At 62.6% G+C, this 16,837-nt stretch carries 15 protein-coding genes; 6 read left to right on the top strand and 9 right to left on the bottom strand.

Annotated elements, in window-relative coordinates; translation table 11 throughout:
- Positions 1-16: 16 nt before the first annotated feature.
- Positions 17-1,696, bottom strand: coding sequence for a long-chain fatty acid--CoA ligase (locus ACYVGK_RS07535; RefSeq protein WP_460732746.1), 1,680 nt, complete (start codon positions 1,694-1,696; stop codon positions 17-19).
- A 175-nt stretch (positions 1,697-1,871) separates the two neighbouring features.
- Between ACYVGK_RS07535 and ACYVGK_RS07530 the strand changes: the two genes are divergently transcribed.
- Positions 1,872-2,321 carry a nuclear transport factor 2 family protein gene (locus tag ACYVGK_RS07530; RefSeq protein WP_460732745.1) on the top strand — a complete coding sequence of 150 codons (450 nt, stop codon included), beginning with the start codon at positions 1,872-1,874 and terminating at the stop codon, positions 2,319-2,321.
- A gap of 58 nt (positions 2,322-2,379) precedes the next feature.
- Here the strand turns inward: ACYVGK_RS07530 and acnA are convergent, their stop codons facing one another.
- Positions 2,380-5,229, bottom strand: a complete 2,850-nt coding sequence (gene acnA, locus ACYVGK_RS07525) for an aconitate hydratase AcnA (RefSeq protein ID WP_460732744.1) — start codon at positions 5,227-5,229, stop codon at positions 2,380-2,382.
- Positions 5,230-5,466: 237 nt separating this feature from the next.
- Between acnA and ACYVGK_RS07520 the strand changes: the two genes are divergently transcribed.
- The 3 genes from ACYVGK_RS07520 to acnB are packed head-to-tail and all read left to right on the top strand — an operon-like array spanning position 5,467 to position 8,760.
- Positions 5,467-5,721 carry an AbrB/MazE/SpoVT family DNA-binding domain-containing protein gene (locus ACYVGK_RS07520; protein WP_460732743.1) on the top strand — a complete coding sequence of 85 codons (255 nt, stop codon included), beginning with the start codon at positions 5,467-5,469 and terminating at the stop codon, positions 5,719-5,721.
- Complete coding sequence (locus ACYVGK_RS07515) at positions 5,718-6,131, top strand: type II toxin-antitoxin system VapC family toxin (protein ID WP_460732742.1); 414 nt, start codon at positions 5,718-5,720, stop codon at positions 6,129-6,131. The genes ACYVGK_RS07520 and ACYVGK_RS07515 overlap by 4 nt, the downstream gene beginning before the upstream one ends.
- A 40-nt stretch (positions 6,132-6,171) precedes the next feature.
- Positions 6,172-8,760 carry a bifunctional aconitate hydratase 2/2-methylisocitrate dehydratase gene (gene acnB / locus ACYVGK_RS07510; protein WP_460732741.1) on the top strand — a complete coding sequence of 863 codons (2,589 nt, stop codon included), beginning with the start codon at positions 6,172-6,174 and terminating at the stop codon, positions 8,758-8,760.
- 68 nt (positions 8,761-8,828) lie between these two features.
- Here acnB and ACYVGK_RS07505 read toward each other — a convergent pair whose 3' ends face one another.
- The 4 genes from ACYVGK_RS07505 to ACYVGK_RS07490 are packed head-to-tail and all read right to left on the bottom strand — an operon-like array spanning position 8,829 to position 11,589.
- Positions 8,829-9,428 carry a lysogenization regulator HflD gene (locus tag ACYVGK_RS07505; RefSeq protein ID WP_460733439.1) on the bottom strand — a complete coding sequence of 200 codons (600 nt, stop codon included), beginning with the start codon at positions 9,426-9,428 and terminating at the stop codon, positions 8,829-8,831.
- A gap of 20 nt (positions 9,429-9,448) precedes the next feature.
- Entirely contained in the window at positions 9,449-10,567 is a 1,119-nt protein-coding gene (mnmA, locus tag ACYVGK_RS07500; protein ID WP_460732740.1) for a tRNA 2-thiouridine(34) synthase MnmA, read from the bottom strand.
- Positions 10,564-11,043 (bottom strand): NUDIX hydrolase, encoded by a 480-nt coding sequence (locus ACYVGK_RS07495; RefSeq protein WP_460732739.1) that lies wholly within the window; start codon positions 11,041-11,043, stop codon positions 10,564-10,566. Before ACYVGK_RS07495 ends, mnmA begins: the two co-directional genes overlap by 4 nt.
- A gap of 42 nt (positions 11,044-11,085) precedes the next feature.
- The gene (locus ACYVGK_RS07490) at positions 11,086-11,589 is read right to left on the bottom strand and encodes a type III secretion system chaperone family protein (protein WP_460732738.1); all 504 of its coding nucleotides are present in this window, start codon (positions 11,587-11,589) and stop codon (positions 11,086-11,088) included.
- A gap of 95 nt (positions 11,590-11,684) precedes the next feature.
- Between ACYVGK_RS07490 and clpS the strand changes: the two genes are divergently transcribed.
- Positions 11,685-12,005, top strand: coding sequence for an ATP-dependent Clp protease adapter ClpS (gene clpS, locus ACYVGK_RS07485; protein ID WP_460732737.1), 321 nt, complete (start codon positions 11,685-11,687; stop codon positions 12,003-12,005).
- 148 nt (positions 12,006-12,153) lie between these two features.
- Entirely contained in the window at positions 12,154-14,436 is a 2,283-nt protein-coding gene (gene clpA / locus ACYVGK_RS07480) for an ATP-dependent Clp protease ATP-binding subunit ClpA (RefSeq protein ID WP_460732736.1), read from the top strand.
- An 89-nt stretch (positions 14,437-14,525) separates the two neighbouring features.
- On the opposite strand, the gene infA is transcribed toward clpA, so the two are convergent.
- The 3 genes from infA to ACYVGK_RS07465 all read right to left on the bottom strand — a co-directional run bounded on the left by infA (position 14,526) and on the right by ACYVGK_RS07465 (position 16,784).
- Positions 14,526-14,744, bottom strand: a complete 219-nt coding sequence (infA, locus tag ACYVGK_RS07475; RefSeq protein WP_031372296.1) for a translation initiation factor IF-1 — start codon at positions 14,742-14,744, stop codon at positions 14,526-14,528.
- 124 nt (positions 14,745-14,868) lie between these two features.
- The gene (gene aat / locus ACYVGK_RS07470) at positions 14,869-15,615 is read right to left on the bottom strand and encodes a leucyl/phenylalanyl-tRNA--protein transferase (protein WP_460733437.1); all 747 of its coding nucleotides are present in this window, start codon (positions 15,613-15,615) and stop codon (positions 14,869-14,871) included.
- Positions 15,616-15,644: 29 nt separating this feature from the next.
- A complete protein-coding gene (locus tag ACYVGK_RS07465) occupies positions 15,645-16,784 on the bottom strand; it encodes a GNAT family N-acetyltransferase (protein ID WP_460732735.1) in 1,140 nt (379 codons plus the stop codon).
- Positions 16,785-16,837 lie beyond the last annotated feature (53 nt).

Here is a 16,837-nt window from a genome sequence, read left to right as displayed (position 1 = left end):
GCGCTCTATGCGGTGATCAGGCGGCAGTCTTGGTGTCGCGCAGTTCCCGCCGGAGGATCTTGCCTACGTTGGTCTTGGGGAGTTCGGTGCGGAATTCGACGTATCTGGGTTGTTTGTAACCCGTGAGATTTTCACGCGCGTGCGCCTTCACCTGCTCGGCTGTCAGTGAAGGATCCTTCTTCACAATCACAACCTTCACGGCTTCCCCCGACTTGTCGTCGGGCACACCCACCGCAGCGACTTCGAGCACGCCCGGCATCATCGCGATCACGTCTTCCACTTCGTTCGGGTACACGTTGAAGCCCGAGACGAGGATCATGTCCTTCTTGCGGTCGACGATGTAGAAGTAACCACGCTCATCCATCTTCGCCATGTCGCCCGTGTGCAACCAGCCGCCTGCGTCGATGACCTTCGCGGTTTCTTCGGGGCGGTTCCAGTAACCGCGCATGACCTGCGGGCCCTTGATGCACAGTTCACCGACTTCGCCGAGCGGCAGCTGGCCGCCTTCCTCGTTCTGGACGCAGGCATCGGTCGACGGAATCGGCAGGCCGATCGCGCCGTTGTAAGCCTTGAGATCCATGGGGTTGATGCACGCTGCCGGCGAGCTTTCCGTCAGGCCATAGGCCTCGACCAGCGTTACGCCGGTGACCTGTTTCCAGCGATCGGCGACGGCGCGCTGCACGGCCATGCCACCGCCGAGCGTGAGATGCAGTTTCGAGAAATCCACCTGGTCGAAGCCGGGCGTGTTGAGCAAGCCGTTGAACAACGTGTTCACGCCGGTGATGGCGGTGAACGGAACCTTCTTCAGCTCCTTCACGAAACCCGGCATGTCGCGCGGATTCGTGATCATGTAGTTGAGCCCGCCGAACTTCATGAACACCAGGCAGTTCGCCGTCAGTGCAAAGATGTGATACAGCGGCAGTGCGGTGATGATCACTTCCTCGCCGAGCCTGACGTTCGTGCCCACCCAGGACGCAGCCTGCTGCATGTTTGCCACGAGGTTGCGATGGGTAAGCATCGCGCCTTTTGAAACGCCCGTGGTGCCGCCGGTGTACTGCAGGAACGCGATGTCTTCCTGATCGATCTGCACGGCCGGCAACGGCTTCAGCTGGCCGAGAACCAGCGTGTCGCGGAAGCGCACGGCACCGGCAATGTCGTAGTCGGGCACCATCTTCTTAACGTGCCGCAATACGAAGTTGACGATCGCTCCCTTCGGGAAGCCGAGCATGTCGCCCAGGCCGGTCGTGATGACCTGCTTGACTGCCGTCTCGGCGATCACTTCCTGGACGGTATGGCCGAAGTTGTCGAGCGCCACCAGAACCGTCGCGCCGGAATCCACCAGCTGGTGCTTGAGCTCGCGCGCCGTGTACATCGGGTTGACGTTGACCACGGTCAGGCCCGCGCGCAGCGTGCCGAAGATCGCGATGGGGTACTGCAGGCAGTTGGGCAGCATGATCGCGACGCGATCACCTTTCTTCAGTCCGAGTTCGCCCAGCAGGTAAGCGGCGAATTGCTTGCTCAGCCGATCGATCTCACCGTAGGTGAGCACCTTGCCCAGGTTGGCGAAGGCCGGGCGATCGCGATACGTGTCGATGGCCTTTTCGAGCACCGATACCACGGACGGAAATTCGTTCATATCGACTTCCGCAGGCACCCCCGCCGGGTACTCGGCCAGCCACGGACGTTCATTGCTCATCGCGATCCCCTCTCCATCGGCGATTCGTGTCACTTCGAGTTGACCGGTTGACTGCGAATGCGCCGCCGTACGGTCGTTTCGTCGATTGGAGCATAGGGCCTATGGGCTGGCAAGGCAGATGCGTGCGAGTCGTGATCCGGCGTACGCTCGTCCCGGAATCGGTGGGGCGTAGCGCATGAATCGGACGAATCCGTACAAGGGCAGGGCATCGTTCTGGCTGGTGCTGGTCTCGGCCATGGTCCTTGTCGCATGCGCGAAAACGCCGCCGGAAGAACGGCTCAGGGCCGCTGTAGCGGGGTTGCAGAGCGCAATCGAGAAGCATGACGGTTCCGCCGTGCAGGATCTCCTGGCCGACGACTTCATCGGTCCCGAAGGCCTGGATCGCGACGGCGCGCGTCGGTTGGCGCAGGTCATGTTCCTGCGCTATCGCGATGTCGGCGTGACGCTGGGACCGCTCGAAGTAGAAGTACGGCAGCAACATGCGAGCGTCCGTTTCACCGCCGCATTGACCGGCGGGTCGGGAACGTTGCCGGAAAGCGGGCAGGTCTATGACGTGGAAACGGGGTGGCGCATGGAAGGCGGCGACTGGCGTCTGGTCAACGCAAGTTGGAAGTCGCGGCTATAGAAATGTGAAAGGCGGCCGAAGCCGCCTTTCACCGCCATGCGCAAGGGACCCGATCTACTTACGCGTGCTTCTTCGCAGCCAATTGCCGCAGTACGTAATGCAGGATGCCGCCGTGGCGGAAGTATTCGACTTCCTTCGGGGTCAGCAGCAACACCTTCACTTCGAAGCGGGTTTCGCGGCCATCGGGCTTGCGCGCCGTAACCGTCGCAGTCTTGGACGCGCCGTCCTGGAGGCCACTGACGTCGATCGTCTCCGAACCGTCCAGTCCCAGCTTCGACGCGTTTTCGCCGGACTTGAACTGCAAGGGCAGCACGCCCATGCCGACCAGATTGGATCGGTGGATGCGCTCGAAGCTCTCGGCCACCACTGCTTTGATGCCTAGCAGGTTGGTGCCTTTCGCGGCCCAGTCGCGCGACGAGCCCGTGCCGTATTCCTTTCCGGCAAATACCACCAGCGGTACGCCGTCCGCCTTGTACTTCATCGCGGCGTCGTAGATCGCCAGCTTGTCGCCGGCACCGCCACCCTTGCCGTAATAGAGCGTATTGCCGCCTTCCTCGCCGCCCAGCATCAGGTTCTTGATGCGGATGTTGGCAAAGGTGCCGCGCACCATCACGTCGTCATTGCCGCGGCGCGATCCGTAACTGTTGAAATCCGTCGGCTGTACGCCGCGTTCGATCAGATAGCGGCCGGCAGGCGAATCCTTCTTGATATTGCCGGCTGGCGAGATGTGATCGGTGGTGATCGAGTCGCCGAAGATTCCCATCACGCGTGCGCCATGCACATCGGCGATGCTGCCAACCTGCATGGTCATGCCGTCGAAGTAGGGCGGGTTCTTGATGTAGGTCGAAGACGCTTCCCAATGGAACGACTCGCCTTCGGGCGACGCGATCTGGTTCCAGCGCGAATCGCCCTTGAACACGTCGGCGTAGTTCTGCGCGAACAACTCCGGGCCCACGGTCGCGGAAATCATATCGCCGATCTCCTTATTCGACGGCCAGATATCACGCAGATACACGTCCTTGCCATCGGCGGTATGGCCGATCGGATCCTTACTCAGGTCGATGTCGACGGTGCCCGCGAGTGCATACGCGACCACGAGCGGCGGCGAGGCGAGGTAGTTCATCTTCACCTCCGGATGCACGCGGCCTTCGAAGTTGCGGTTGCCGGAGAGTACCGACGCGACGACCAGTTCGTTTTCGGCAATGCCCTTGGACACCTCATCCGGCAGCGGGCCGGAGTTGCCGATGCAGGTGGTGCAGCCATAACCGACGACATAGAAGCCGAGCTTCTCCAGATCGTGGAGCACTCCGGCCTTTTTCAGGTAGTCGGTAACCACCAGCGAGCCTGGACCAAGCGACGTCTTCACCCATGGTTTGGACTTCAGGCCCAGCTTCACGGCGTTGCGCGCGAGCAAACCTGCGCCGAGCATCACTGCCGGGTTGGATGTGTTGGTGCAGGAAGTGATGGCCGCGATCACCACCGATCCGTCGGAGAGATCGCAGTCCTGTTCGTGGATGCGGATCTTCGATTTCGGCTTGGCGGCGAGATGCTCGGCCTGCGGTTGATCACCACCTTCGCCGACCAGGCGTTCAAGCGATTCGCGTGGCTTGCGGTGCGAGGTGAGGCCTTCCAGATTGGTGTGGAAGTTGTCCTTCATCGCCTCGAGCAACACCCGATCCTGCGGGCGCTTGGGACCGGCGAGCGAGGGTTTCACATCGCCCAGATCGAGCTCCAACGTTGCGGAGTAGGAAGCGTGCGGCGAGTTCGGCTCGTGCCATAGGACCTGCGCCTTCGCATAGGCTTCGACCAGCGCGATTTGTTCCTTGCTGCGTCCGGATAGATGCAGGTAGGTCAGCGCTTCGGCGTCGATCGGGAAGATGCCGCAGGTCGCGCCGTATTCCGGTGCCATGTTGGCGATCGTGGCGCGATCGGCGAGCGGCAAATGCTGCAGCCCATCGCCGTAGAACTCGACGAATTTTCCGACCACGCCGAGCGTGCGCAGCATCTGCGTGACGGTCAGCACCAGGTCGGTAGCGGTGGCGCCCTCAGGCATCCTGCCGGTGAGCTTGAAGCCGACCACCTGCGGAATCAGCATCGACGAAGGCTGGCCCAGCATTGCCGCTTCGGCTTCGATACCGCCTACGCCCCAGCCGAGCACGCCGATGCCATTGATCATCGTGGTGTGCGAATCGGTGCCGAAGACGGTGTCCGGGAAAGCTTGCAGCACGCCGTCCACGTCGCGTTCGACGACAACGCGAGCCAGGTTTTCCAGATTCACCTGGTGGACGATGCCCGTGTTGGGCGGTACCACCTTGAAGTTGCCGAATGCCTTCTGGCCCCAGCGCAGGAAGCTGTAGCGCTCCTTGTTGCGTTCGAACTCGATCTTGCCGTTGAGATCCAATGCATCGGCACGACCGAACACATCGACCTGTACGGAGTGGTCGATCACCAACTCGGATGGAATCAACGGATTGATCTGCTTGGGGCTACCGCCGAGGCGCGTGACCGCATCGCGCATCGCCGCCAGATCGACCACGCAGGGCACGCCAGTGAAGTCCTGCAATACCACTCGCGCAGGCATGAAGGCGATCTCGGTGTCCGGCTCCTTCCTCGCGTCCCATTGCGCAACGGCTTCGATGTGCTCCTTGCCGACCGTCATGCCACCGTCTTCGTGGCGCAGGAGGTTCTCGAGCAGGATCTTCATCGAGTAGGGCAGCTTCGACAGGTCGAAGCGCTTACCGAGCTCGGGCAGGCTGAAGTAGGTATAGGACTTGCCGTTGACCGCGAGCTGGGCGCGGGTGGCGAAGGAGTCGAACGACATGGTGGGGCTCCTTGTTATGTGTGCGGCTGGCGAGGTGGGGCGCCTCTGGGGCTGGCACGCCTGCCGCAGGACGGGGCCGTACGGCATGACGTGACGATTATGAACAAGTCGGGGCGGTTCAGGCGCAGTCCATGTGAGCGTTGCAAACACAGCGTTTCAATATGCCTCGTAAGCCATTGTTATTTGGATATATTTACTGAGTTTGGCGGGCAAGAGGACGCCTGATTGGCGGCGGGGTGACGGAGAGCTCAAACCAATGCTTCCGGGTTTGAGTACGAATCAACCAGTATGTAAAATTCATACATACCGAACGGGAGCCAGCCCATGGAAGCCACCGTCGCCGAACGAGGCCAGATCACGCTGCCCAAGGCCGTGCGCGATGCGCTGGGCCTGACCAAGGGCACGTTGCTGAAGGTCGAGCTGGAGGGCAACCGTATCGTCCTGCGCAAGAGTGTCGACGACGCCGTATCCCGTGCGCGTGGGCGCTTCAAGCTCGACGGATTCGAATCCACCGACCAGGCAATGCGCGCGATCCGGACGGTGGGCGAGCCGGGCCCGGAAGAGCAGGGTGACGCGTGAGCGGCACCACGATCGCCATCGATGCGTCGGTGCTGATCGACTTGCTGGCCGACGGCCCGCAGGCCGATGCCGCGGAAGCGTGCCTGCGCCAGAGCCTGAGCAACGGCCCGGTGGTGATCTGCGACGTCGCCCTGGCCGAAGTCTGCAGCGCGCTGCATGACGGCGCCGAAGCCCTGACCGTGCTCGAAGAAATGAGCATCCGCTTCAGCCCCGTCGAATCCAAGTCGGCGCTGCGAGCCGGCGAGATGCAGCGCCGTTATCGCCAGCGCGGTGAAGCGCAGGTCCGGGCGCTGCCCGACTTCCTGGTCGGCGCGCATGCACTGCTGCAATGCGACGCCCTGATCACCCGCGACGACGCTTTCTATCGCCAGTATTTCAAGGGACTCAAGCTGATCGTTCCAGCTGCTTGATGTCCATTCGTTTCAACACCTGTCACACATGGAGTTCCTGATGCTTGCTGCTTACCGCCAACACGTCGCCGAGCGCGCCGCCCTGGGCATCCCGCCCCTGCCGCTGACCGCGCAGCAGACCGCCGACGTCATCGAACTCCTCAAGAATCCGCCGGCGGGTGAAGAACAGTTCCTGCTGGATCTGATCACCAACCGTGTTCCGGCCGGCGTCGACGACGCCGCCAAGGTCAAAGCCTCGTACCTGGCCGCCGTCGCCTTCGGCACCGAGAAGAACACGCTGATCTCGCGCGAGCGCGCTACCGAACTACTGGGCACCATGCTCGGCGGCTACAACATCCATCCGCTGGTCGAGCTGCTCGACGACGCGCAGGTCGGCACCGCCGCCGCCAACGCGCTCAAGCACACACTGCTGATGTTCGACGCCTTCCACGACGTGCAGGAAAAGGCACAGAAGGGCAACGCCAACGCCCAGGCCGTGATGCAGAGCTGGGCCGACGCCGAATGGTTCACCAGCAAGCCGGAAGTGCCGGCCAGCATGACCATCACCGTCTTCAAGGTCACTGGCGAAACCAACACCGACGACCTGTCGCCGGCCCCCGACGCGACCACGCGCCCCGACATCCCGCTGCACGCGCTGGCGATGCTGAAGAACGCCCGTGACGGCATCACCCCGGAAGAAGACGGCAAGCGCGGTCCGGTCGCCTTCATCGAATCGCTTAAGGACAAGGGCCACCTGGTCGCCTACGTCGGCGACGTCGTCGGCACTGGCTCGAGCCGCAAGTCCGCCACCAACTCGGTGCTGTGGTTCACCGGCGAAGACATTCCGTTCATCCCGAACAAGCGTTTCGGCGGCGTGTGCCTGGGTTCGAAGATCGCACCGATCTTCTACAACACCATGGAAGACGCCGGCGCGCTGCCGATCGAACTCGACGTGTCGCAGATGAACATGGGCGACGTGGTCGAACTGCGTCCGTACGAAGGCAAGGCGCTGAAGGATGGTCAGGTCATCGCCGAGTTCTCGGTGAAGTCCGATGTGCTGTTCGACGAAGTGCGTGCCGGTGGCCGCATTCCGCTGATCGTTGGTCGCGGCCTGACTGCCAAGGCGCGCGAGGCGCTGGGCCTGGCACCGTCGACGTTGTTCCGTCTGCCGCAGAACCCGGCCGACACCGGCAAGGGTTATTCGCTGGCGCAGAAGATGGTCGGCCGCGCCTGCGGTCTGGCGGAAGGCCAGGGCATCCGTCCGGGCACCTACTGCGAACCGAAGATGACCTCGGTGGGATCGCAGGACACCACCGGTCCGATGACCCGCGACGAGCTGAAGGACCTGGCATGCCTGGGCTTCTCCGCCGACCTCGTCATGCAGTCGTTCTGCCACACCGCCGCCTACCCGAAGCCGGTCGACGTCAAGACGCACCACGAACTGCCGGCCTTCATCAGCAACCGCGGCGGTATCGCGCTGCGTCCGGGCGATGGCGTGATCCACAGCTGGCTCAACCGCATGCTGCTGCCCGACACCGTCGGCACCGGTGGCGACTCGCACACCCGCTTCCCGGTGGGCATCTCGTTCCCGGCCGGCTCGGGCCTGGTCGCATTCGCCGCGGCCACCGGCGTGATGCCGCTGGACATGCCGGAATCGGTGCTTGTCCGCTTCAAGGGCGAAATGCAGCCGGGCGTGACCCTGCGTGACCTCGTCAATGCGATCCCGCTGGCCGCGATCAAGCAGGGCCTGCTGACCGTCGCCAAGCAGGGCAAGAAGAACATCTTCTCCGGCCGCATCCTCGAGATCGAAGGCCTGCCGCAGTTGAAAGTCGAGCAGGCGTTTGAACTGTCCGACGCTTCGGCTGAACGTTCGGCTGCCGGTTGCACGGTGCATTTGGATAAGGCGCCGATCATCGAATACATCACCAGCAACATCACGCTGCTGAAGTGGATGATCGCCGAAGGTTATGCCGATCCGCGCTCGTTGCAGCGTCGCATCAAGGCAATGGAAGCCTGGCTGGCCAACCCGCAGCTACTGGAAGGCGATGCGGATGCCGAGTACGCCGCGGTCATCGAGATCGACCTCAACGAGATCGTCGAACCGATCCTCGCCTGCCCGAACGATCCGGACGACGTGAAGACGCTGTCCGATGTCGCCGGCGCCAAGATCGACGAAGTGTTCATCGGTTCGTGCATGACCAACATCGGTCACTTCCGTGCGGCTGCGAAGCTGCTGGAAGGCAAGCGCGACATCCCGACCCGCCTGTGGGTCGCGCCGCCGACCAAGATGGACGCTTCGGAACTGACCAAGGAAGGCCATTACGGCACGTTCGGCACCGCCGGCGCACGCATGGAAATGCCGGGCTGCTCGCTGTGCATGGGCAACCAGGCGCAGGCGCGCGAGGGTGCCACGGTGTTCTCGACCTCGACCCGCAACTTCCCGAACCGCCTGGGCCGCAACACCAATGTGTACCTGGGTTCGGCGGAGCTCGCCGCGATCTGCTCGCGCCTGGGCCGCATCCCGACCCGCGAGGAGTACATGGCGGATATCGGCATCATCAACACCAAGGGTGCCGAGATCTACCGCTACATGAACTTCGACCAGATCGAGGAGTATCGCGAAGTGGCGGACAAGGTCGTCGCAGCGTAATCCACTGCTCAGGACCACAAAAAAGCCCCGGCTCGCCGGGGCTTTTTTCATTCATGCCAGCTGGAAGATCAGGCCAACAGTTCTTGCACGGTTTCTCCCATGGCACGCTTGCGCAGCAGGAAATCCCAGAACGTCCCGCCCATCTGCCGCCACAGCACCGCCGAGCGCACTGCAGACAGCAACACCGCACGCACCTCGGCTACTACTGCGGCCTGGCCTAGGTAATGCGGGTTGCCCTGCACCAGCACGCGCGGGCGCAGGTGGCTCAGCGTGTCGGCGTAGAGCGAGCCCAAGGCATTGAGCACGTCGGGATGCGAGCTCCCTAACCGCTCCGCAACACCGCTCTGGGCGCGGATTCCATTCAGTACCCGCTCGACCATCTCATCGTCGCGGACGAAACGGCGTTCCAGCTGGAGCACGGCAAGCGCCAAACGCGGCAGCTGTTCGTCCGGCATGGCCCCGCTGAAATAATCGCGCAGCAATATCAGTCCGGTGCGCAGCGAAGGCACGCCGCCATAGACTTCGGCGGCACCATCAGCATCGATGCGGAACACGGAATCGAGTGAGGTGGTCAGCACATCGGCGTGTGCCTGACCGGTGTCCGCGATGCGCCGCACCTGTGCGAGCGCCTGCATCAGACCGGCGAGTGCCAGCATGCGGTCAGACATGGGGTTGAGATCGGCTTCGGTCATGCCGCGTATTCCTTGATTCGCTGCTCGAGCACGGCATCCGTAGCAGCAATTACCGCGCCACCGAGGCAGTTGTCGCCGTCGTACAGCACCAGCGATTGTCCCGGCGTGACGGCACGTTGCGGCTGTGCAAAGCGGACGTCCAACGTGCCATCGTCGCGCACGGTTACCTCGCAGGCCTGATCCGGCTGACGATAGCGCGTCTGGGCCTGACACTCGAAACGGGAGGAGGGCGGGGCGCCGGCAATCCAGTGCGCCACCTCGGATTGCAATGTCTGCGAATAGAGATAGGGACTGTCCACACCCTGATCCACGTACAGCACGTTATTGGTTACGTCCTTGCCAACCACGTACCACGGCGCGGCCTCGAAGCCGCGTACGCCGCCGATGTTCAGTCCTTCGCGTTGCCCCAGCGTGAAATAGAACACGCCCGGATGCTCACCCAGCACATGCCCCTGCGGTGTGCGCATTTCGCCGCTGCGAGCGGGCAGGTATCGCGCCAGGAATTCGCGGAAATCGCGCTCGCCGATGAAGCAGATGCCGGTGGAATCCTTCTTCGCATGTGTTGCCAAACCGGCTTCGCGTGCGACGTCGCGAACCTGTGTCTTAAGCATCTCGCCGAGCGGGAATTTCGTAGCTGACAGCTGCCTCTGCCCAAGCTGGTGCAGGAAGTAGCTCTGGTCCTTGCTGCGATCCAACGCCTTGAGCAGTCGCCAATGGCCATCAATCTTCGCGACGCGCGCGTAATGGCCAGTAGCGATGAAGTCGGCCCCAAGTTCGTGCGCGGCGTCGAGGAAATACTTGAACTTGATCTCGCGATTGCACAGCACGTCGGGATTGGGTGTCCGACCTGCTGCATATTCCGCGAGAAAGTGAGCGAAGACGCCATCCCAGTACGCCTTCGAGAAGTCGCGGAAGTGAATTGGAATGCCCAATCGACCACAGACGGCAACCGCATCCCGTCGGTCGTCCTCGGCGCGGCAATCGCCGCTGCCGTCATCGGCCCAGTTCTGCATGAAGAGGCCGGCGATCGGCTCGCCGGCGTCGCGCAGGCGCAGGGCGGCAACGGACGAATCCACGCCCCCGGAAATGCCTACGATGGTGCGTGCGGTACTCATTCCAGATGTTGGAGCAGTTCCAGAGGCTGACGACGGCCGGCCAGGAAATCCGAAGCCGCGCGCCAGACCAATGGGCTTCGATGACGGGAAGCTTCGGCTTGCAGTTCACCAGGCGTGAGCCATAGAGCGCGGACGATGCCTTCGTCCAACACCCGATCGGGGTAGTGGACGACAGGCTCTGCGGCGAACGCGAAACGCAGATAATGGCGACCGCCGCTTCCATCGGCATTGATCGGCGCCTTCCATTGGTAAGCACCCACGAACGCGGTAAGCCGTACTTCCCAGCCGGTTTCCTCCAGCGTCTCGCGGAGCGCGGCTTCAAGGAGACTTTCGTCGGGCTCGAGATGCCCGGCCGGTTGGTTCAGAACAAGGCGGCCGCCGGCTTGTTCCTCGACCATCAACAGACGGCCATCCTTGACGACAATTGTCGCCACGGTCACATCGGGTTGCCAGAAACGGCCTTCGCGGTAGCTCATCGCAACACACTCATCAACATTTGCCTCATCGAAATCGGCCCATCAGAAGTCATCCTTGCCGGGCACCAGTTCCTGCTCCATTTCGTCCGCAGAGCGCAGCGCGGCGTCGACGGCATCGTCAAGCAGTTCGGCGTTGGCGTCAGCAGGCAACTTCACCACGAACACGGCGTAACGGCCCTGTTTCTCCCAGGCGCCCATCTTGCTGTTCTGGGTCGCTTCGAGCAGGCGGTTGGCGACTTTCGCGGGGAATTCATCGGTCTCCGACGTGTAGGCGGGAGACCAGATCTCACGCACCTTATGCGAACCGTAGGTTTCCACCGACGAACGGACAAAAACCAGCTGGCTGCGACCGTCCTTCGCCTCGTCTATACCGAAGGTCAGCTTGTAGTCGCCGTCCTCATCCACCTCGTACTTGTAGCCCAGCTTATCCAGCAACTGGCGGACCACCGGGTCGCCTTCCTTCTTGGCCGGAGGTGTGCCCTTGGCCGCGTTGACAGCAGGTGAAACAGAGAGAAGCAGCAGCAAGGCGACGGTAAAAGTGCGCATTCGGCCCCCAGGGTCATCGAGTCCTGCCATTGTGCAAGGGGGGCTGCCAAGCGTCCATCGCTGAGTCCGTCGCGCCGGTTCCCTATAATTCGCCCATGACGAAGCGAACCGAACACGAACATAGCCATGGCGTCATGGTGGAAACCGGCAAGCCGGAAGTCGCGCGACCACCGCTCTATTCCGTGCTGTTGCTGAACGACGATTACACCCCGATGGACTTCGTGGTGGAGGTTTTGATGCGCTTTTTTTCGCTCAATGCCGAAAAGGCCACCCAGATCATGTTGCATGTCCATACTCGTGGCCGTGGAGTGTGTGGTGTCTTTACCCGCGAGGTTGCCGAATCCAAGGTGGCGCAGGTGAACGAATATTCAAGGCTCAATCAGCACCCCTTGCTCTGCACGATGGAAAAGGCCTAAAAGAACAGGGAAGGACGTTGGACAGGTTGTAAGTTGTACCGATTGTGCTATCGAGTGCCACGCAGCGTTCCAAACGCCGAAGGGGCTGGCATGGAAAACGCCGGTTGCTGTCCCCAAATAGGGTTGCAGTGATTCAGAGGCTACTTCCATGTTCAGTAAGGATCTCGAATACAGCATTGGCCAGTGCTATAAGCGCGCGCGCGAGGCACGTCATGAGTTCATGACGGTCGAGCACCTGCTGCTTGCACTGCTCGACAACCCGTCGGCCGAAGGCGTCCTCAAGGCCTGTCACGCGGACTTCTCGCGGCTGCGCAATGACCTGGAGCAGGCAATCGCCACTTCGGTCGCCAGGCTCGCCGACGACGACGGCCGAGATACGCAGCCCACCCTAGGTTTCCAGCGCGTGCTGCAGCGTGCGGTCTATCACGTCCAATCCTCGGGCAAGAAGGAAGTCAGCGGCGCCAACGTGCTGGTGGCGATCTTCGGCGAGAAGGATTCGCACGCGGTCTATTTCCTCAACCAGCAGGACATCGCGCGGCTGGACGTCGTCAATTACCTGTCGCACGGCATCGCCAAGCACGGTGGCGAGGAATCGTCGTCGCACCAGGACGAAGGCGATTCGCGCCAGGGCGAGGGTGGCGAGGGCGAGGTCAAGGGCGACGCCCTGGCCGAGTTCGCAGTCAACCTCAACCAGCTGGCCCGCGAAGGCCGGATCGATCCGCTGGTAGGACGCGTCAACGAAGTGGAACGCACCATCCAGGTGCTGTGCCGCCGCCGCAAGAACAATCCGCTCTATGTCGGCGAAGCCGGCGTGGGCAAGACCGCGATCGCCGAAGGCCTCGCCAAGCGCATCGTCGACGGCGATGTTCCGGAAGTGCTTGCCGACGCGACCATCTATTCGCTTGACCTGGGTGCACTCGTTGCCGGCACCAAGTATCGCGGCGACTTCGAGAAGCGTTTGAAGGCCGTTCTCGCTCAGCTGAAGAAGCTGCCAGAGACAATTCTCTTCATCGACGAGATCCACACGATCATCGGCGCAGGTTCCGCCTCGGGTGGCACCATGGACGCCAGCAACCTGATCAAGCCGGCACTGGCGACGGGCGAGTTGCGCTGCATCGGCTCGACCACGTTCCAGGAATACCGCGGCATTTTCGAAAAGGATCGAGCCCTGGCTCGCCGCTTCCAGAAGATCGACATCGTCGAGCCGACGGTGGGCGAGACCGTGGAGATCCTGCAGGGCCTCAAGCCGAGGTACGAAGCGCACCACGGCGTCACTTACGCCGACGAGGCGTTGCAAGCCGCCGTCGACCTATCGGTCAAGCACTTGGGCGACCGCCTGTTGCCGGACAAGGCCATCGACGTCATCGACGAAGCCGGTGCGCGACAGCGCCTGCTGCCGGACAACCAGCGCAAGACGCTGATCGATACCGAAGAGATCGAGACGATCGTCGCGAAGATGGCGCGCATCCCGACCAAGCAGGTCTCCGCGTCCGACAAGGATGTGCTCAAGAACCTCGAGCGCAACCTCAAGATGGTGATCTTCGGCCAAGATCCGGCCATCGACACCCTGACTTCGGCGATCAAGCTTGCCCGGTCGGGCCTTGCCAATCCGGACAAGCCGATCGGCAACTTCCTGTTCGCCGGCCCGACCGGCGTAGGCAAGACCGAGGTGACCAAGCAGCTCGCGCTGCAGCTGGGCATCGAGCTGGTCCGTTTCGACATGTCCGAGTACATGGAACCGCACTCGGTGTCGCGCCTGATCGGCGCGCCCCCGGGCTACGTCGGCTTCGATCAGGGCGGCCTGCTGACCGAGAAGATCGTCAAGACGCCGCACTGCGTGCTGTTGCTCGACGAGGTGGAGAAGGCGCATCCGGACATCTTCAACATCCTGTTGCAGGTCATGGACCGCGGCATCCTCACCGACACCAACGGTCGCGAAGCCAACTTCAAGAACGTGGTGCTGGTGATGACGACCAATGCCGGCGCCGCGCAGGCCTCACGGCGCTCGATCGGTTTCACCAAGCAGGATCACTCGACCGATGCGATGGAAATCATTCGTCGTGCCTTCAGTCCGGAATTCCGTAACCGCCTTGATGCGGTAGTGCAGTTCCAGGCGCTGGCCTTCGAGCACATCCTTCGCGTCGTGGACAAGTTCCTGATCGAGCTGGAATCCCAGTTGCACGAGAAGAACGTGACCCTGACGGCGACGCCGACGGCCCGCGACTGGCTGGCCCAGCACGGTTTCGACCCCCTGATGGGTGCGCGTCCGATGGCCCGGGTGATCCAGGACAAGATCAAGCGGCCGCTGGCGGACGAACTGCTGTTCGGCAAGCTGGTAGGCGGTGGTCGCGTCACCATCGACGTCAAGGACGACGAACTCGTGGTCGACGCGCGCGCCGAGCCCGAGAAGCTACTGCCTGTGACCGTGTGACCTTCTGGATGCCGGGCTGCCCTCCAGCCCGGCCTCACCACGAAAAAGGCGGCCAGTGGCCGCCTTTTTAATTCAATTAGTTACCGCAATTACTTCATGCGATAGGTGATGCGACCCTTGGTCAGGTCGTACGGGGTCATTTCGACCTTCACCTTGTCGCCGGTCAGGATGCGGATGTAGTTCTTGCGCATCCGCCCGGAGATATGGGCAATGATCTCGTGGCCGTTCTCGAGGCGCACTCGGAACATGGTGTTCGGAAGGGTTTCCGCCACCGTGCCCTCGAATTCGATCACATCATCTTTTGCCATGCGGCTCCCAGTTATACGTGTCTGTCGCGCTAAGCGCAGAAGAGAAACGGGCGTCAGACGCCCGCGAAGTCGCGCATTTTGCCATAAAAGCGGGCGCGGGATAGCGTCGCGCGACGGAGCAGATTCAGCCGAGGGGCGAGGGCGCCAGTTCAGCCGCCCTCAGCACGCCGAAACGTTCATCCCAGGATCCGGCAGGCGCGGAAGCCGAAGTCAGGGAGGCCACGTCCTTCAGGAAACGTTCGCGAGGCCAACGCTCCGCGCCCATGCTCAACAGGTGGTCATTTTCGACCTGGGCGTCCATCAGCGGAAACCCCCACTCGTGCAGTCGATGCGCGATGGCAGCCAGGGCAACCTTGGAACCTCCGGATTCGGCGCTGAACATGCTTTCGCCGAAGAACATCCGGCCGATCGAGACGCCGTACAACCCACCGACCAGCTGGTCGTCCGCGTAGACCTCGACCGAATGGGCATGACCCAGGCGGTGTAGTTCGCAGTACGCGGCGATCATTTCCCGCGTGATCCAGGTACCCCGCTGGTCATCGCGCGGAATGTATGCGCAAGTCTCGATGACCTGGGAAAACGCCGTATCAGCCCGAACCACCCAGCGGCTACGCCGCAGCCAACGCCTCAGCCGTGCCGAGAGGCGGACACCATCGGTGCGGAACACGGTACGGGGATCCGGGCACCACCACAGGATCGGCTGCCCGTCCGAGTACCAGGGAAAGATGCCACCGCGGTAGGCGTTGAGCAGCCGCGGCGGCGTCAGGTCGCCGCCCAGGGCGAGCAAGCCGTCTGGATGGCGCAGTGCTGCATGCCCGGGCGGGAACGGGGCGTGCGGATCCGGCGGCAGCGCGGGCAGATGGATCGACATCAGCGCGATCATGGCCCAATCGAGGGCAGCTAGGGAGCACCCGCCGGTTGCTTGAAGGGCGAATGCGTGGATAGCGTCCGAGCGTAGTTCCGAACCGCGGTGATTTCCTCAGCACACCATTCCTTCAGGGCGCCCCGGAAATCCTCGCGGGCAATCCAGTGTCTACTGCGAACCAGTGCGGGCAGGAATCCACGCGCCAGCTTGTGTTCGCCCTGGGCGCCGGGCTCAAAGCAGGTCAGTCCCTCGCGTAGGCAATACTCGATGCCCTGGTAGTAGCAGGTTTCGAAATGCAGACCCGGCGCGCGCTCATTCGCGCCCCAGTAACGGCCGTACAAGGTGTGTTCGCCTCGCAGGCACAGAGCGCCCGCGATCGGCCGTCCGTCGCGCTCTGCGAGGAACAGGACCAACGCACGCGGCATGGCGGTCGCCAGATGCCGTAGGAACGGCAGGGTCAGGGCAGGGTGATTGCCGTATTCGGCGAACGTGCGCAGGTAGAAGTCATGCATCGTCTCGAGGTCCTGCGCAGTGGCCTCGTCGCCATGAACTACGCGGAAGCTGACGCCAGCGCGCACGACCCGGGCGCGCTCCTGGCGGATGTTCTTGCGATGCCGGTGATCCAGCGCCGCCAAGAAGTCATCGAAGCTCCTCCAGCTACTGCTGTTGCGCCAGTGATACTGCACATCGAGGCGAAGGAGCCAGGCCTCATCGAAGCCGGCTTCCTCGACTTCCTGGTGGAAATTGACGTGCGCCGACGACAGCTTGCGTCGTGTGCACATTTCGACGATCGCGCTCCGCAATGCGCGACGATGCTCCTCACTCCGCGCCAGCAGCCTCGGACCAGTCACAGGTGAATACGGCACGGCGCACAGCCATTTCGGGAAGTAGTCCAGGCCATGCTGCGCATAAGCGCGGGCCCATGCGTGGTCAAAGACGAACTCGCCGTGCGAGTTGTACTTCAGGTAGCCGGGAGCAGCGGCCACGAGGCGACCGTTTTCCCATAGCGTCACATGCTGCGCCGCCCAACCCCAGTCTTCGCGCAGGCAGCCATGTTGTTCGAGTCCATGCAGGAAGGCATGCGAGACGAACGGGTTGCTGCCGTCATGCAGGGCGTCCCACGCAGCGGCAGGAATGATTGAGAGATCGGTGAGGTAACGGACTTCGTCCGTCATTTCGCTCTCAGCCCCTGGGGCAGGAGCATCAGGCTGCTACGGAAGAGGCCGGC

This window comes from Lysobacter tyrosinilyticus (assembly GCF_054779815.1).
The sequence above is the reverse complement of the archived record's forward strand: the minus strand, read 5'-3'. Positions and strand labels throughout refer to the sequence as shown.

Excerpts from the sequence above, each read along its gene's own strand:
- ACYVGK_RS07535 (WP_460732746.1), bottom strand. The coding sequence starts at position 1,696 with ATGAGCAATGAACGTCCGTGGCTGGCCGAGTACCCGGCGGGGGTGCCT.
- ACYVGK_RS07530 (WP_460732745.1), top strand. The coding sequence starts at position 1,872 with ATGAATCGGACGAATCCGTACAAGGGCAGGGCATCGTTCTGGCTGGTG.
- acnA (WP_460732744.1), bottom strand. The coding sequence starts at position 5,229 with ATGCCGTACGGCCCCGTCCTGCGGCAGGCGTGCCAGCCCCAGAGGCGC.
- ACYVGK_RS07520 (WP_460732743.1), top strand. The coding sequence starts at position 5,467 with ATGGAAGCCACCGTCGCCGAACGAGGCCAGATCACGCTGCCCAAGGCC.
- acnB (WP_460732741.1), top strand. The coding sequence starts at position 6,172 with ATGCTTGCTGCTTACCGCCAACACGTCGCCGAGCGCGCCGCCCTGGGC.
- ACYVGK_RS07505 (WP_460733439.1), bottom strand. The coding sequence starts at position 9,428 with ATGTCTGACCGCATGCTGGCACTCGCCGGTCTGATGCAGGCGCTCGCA.
- mnmA (WP_460732740.1), bottom strand. The coding sequence starts at position 10,567 with ATGAGTACCGCACGCACCATCGTAGGCATTTCCGGGGGCGTGGATTCG.
- ACYVGK_RS07495 (WP_460732739.1), bottom strand. The coding sequence starts at position 11,043 with ATGAGCTACCGCGAAGGCCGTTTCTGGCAACCCGATGTGACCGTGGCG.
- ACYVGK_RS07490 (WP_460732738.1), bottom strand. The coding sequence starts at position 11,589 with ATGCGCACTTTTACCGTCGCCTTGCTGCTGCTTCTCTCTGTTTCACCT.
- clpS (WP_460732737.1), top strand. The coding sequence starts at position 11,685 with ATGACGAAGCGAACCGAACACGAACATAGCCATGGCGTCATGGTGGAA.
- clpA (WP_460732736.1), top strand. The coding sequence starts at position 12,154 with ATGTTCAGTAAGGATCTCGAATACAGCATTGGCCAGTGCTATAAGCGC.
- infA (WP_031372296.1), bottom strand. The coding sequence starts at position 14,744 with ATGGCAAAAGATGATGTGATCGAATTCGAGGGCACGGTGGCGGAAACC.
- aat (WP_460733437.1), bottom strand. The coding sequence starts at position 15,615 with ATGTCGATCCATCTGCCCGCGCTGCCGCCGGATCCGCACGCCCCGTTC.
- ACYVGK_RS07465 (WP_460732735.1), bottom strand. The coding sequence starts at position 16,784 with ATGACGGACGAAGTCCGTTACCTCACCGATCTCTCAATCATTCCTGCC.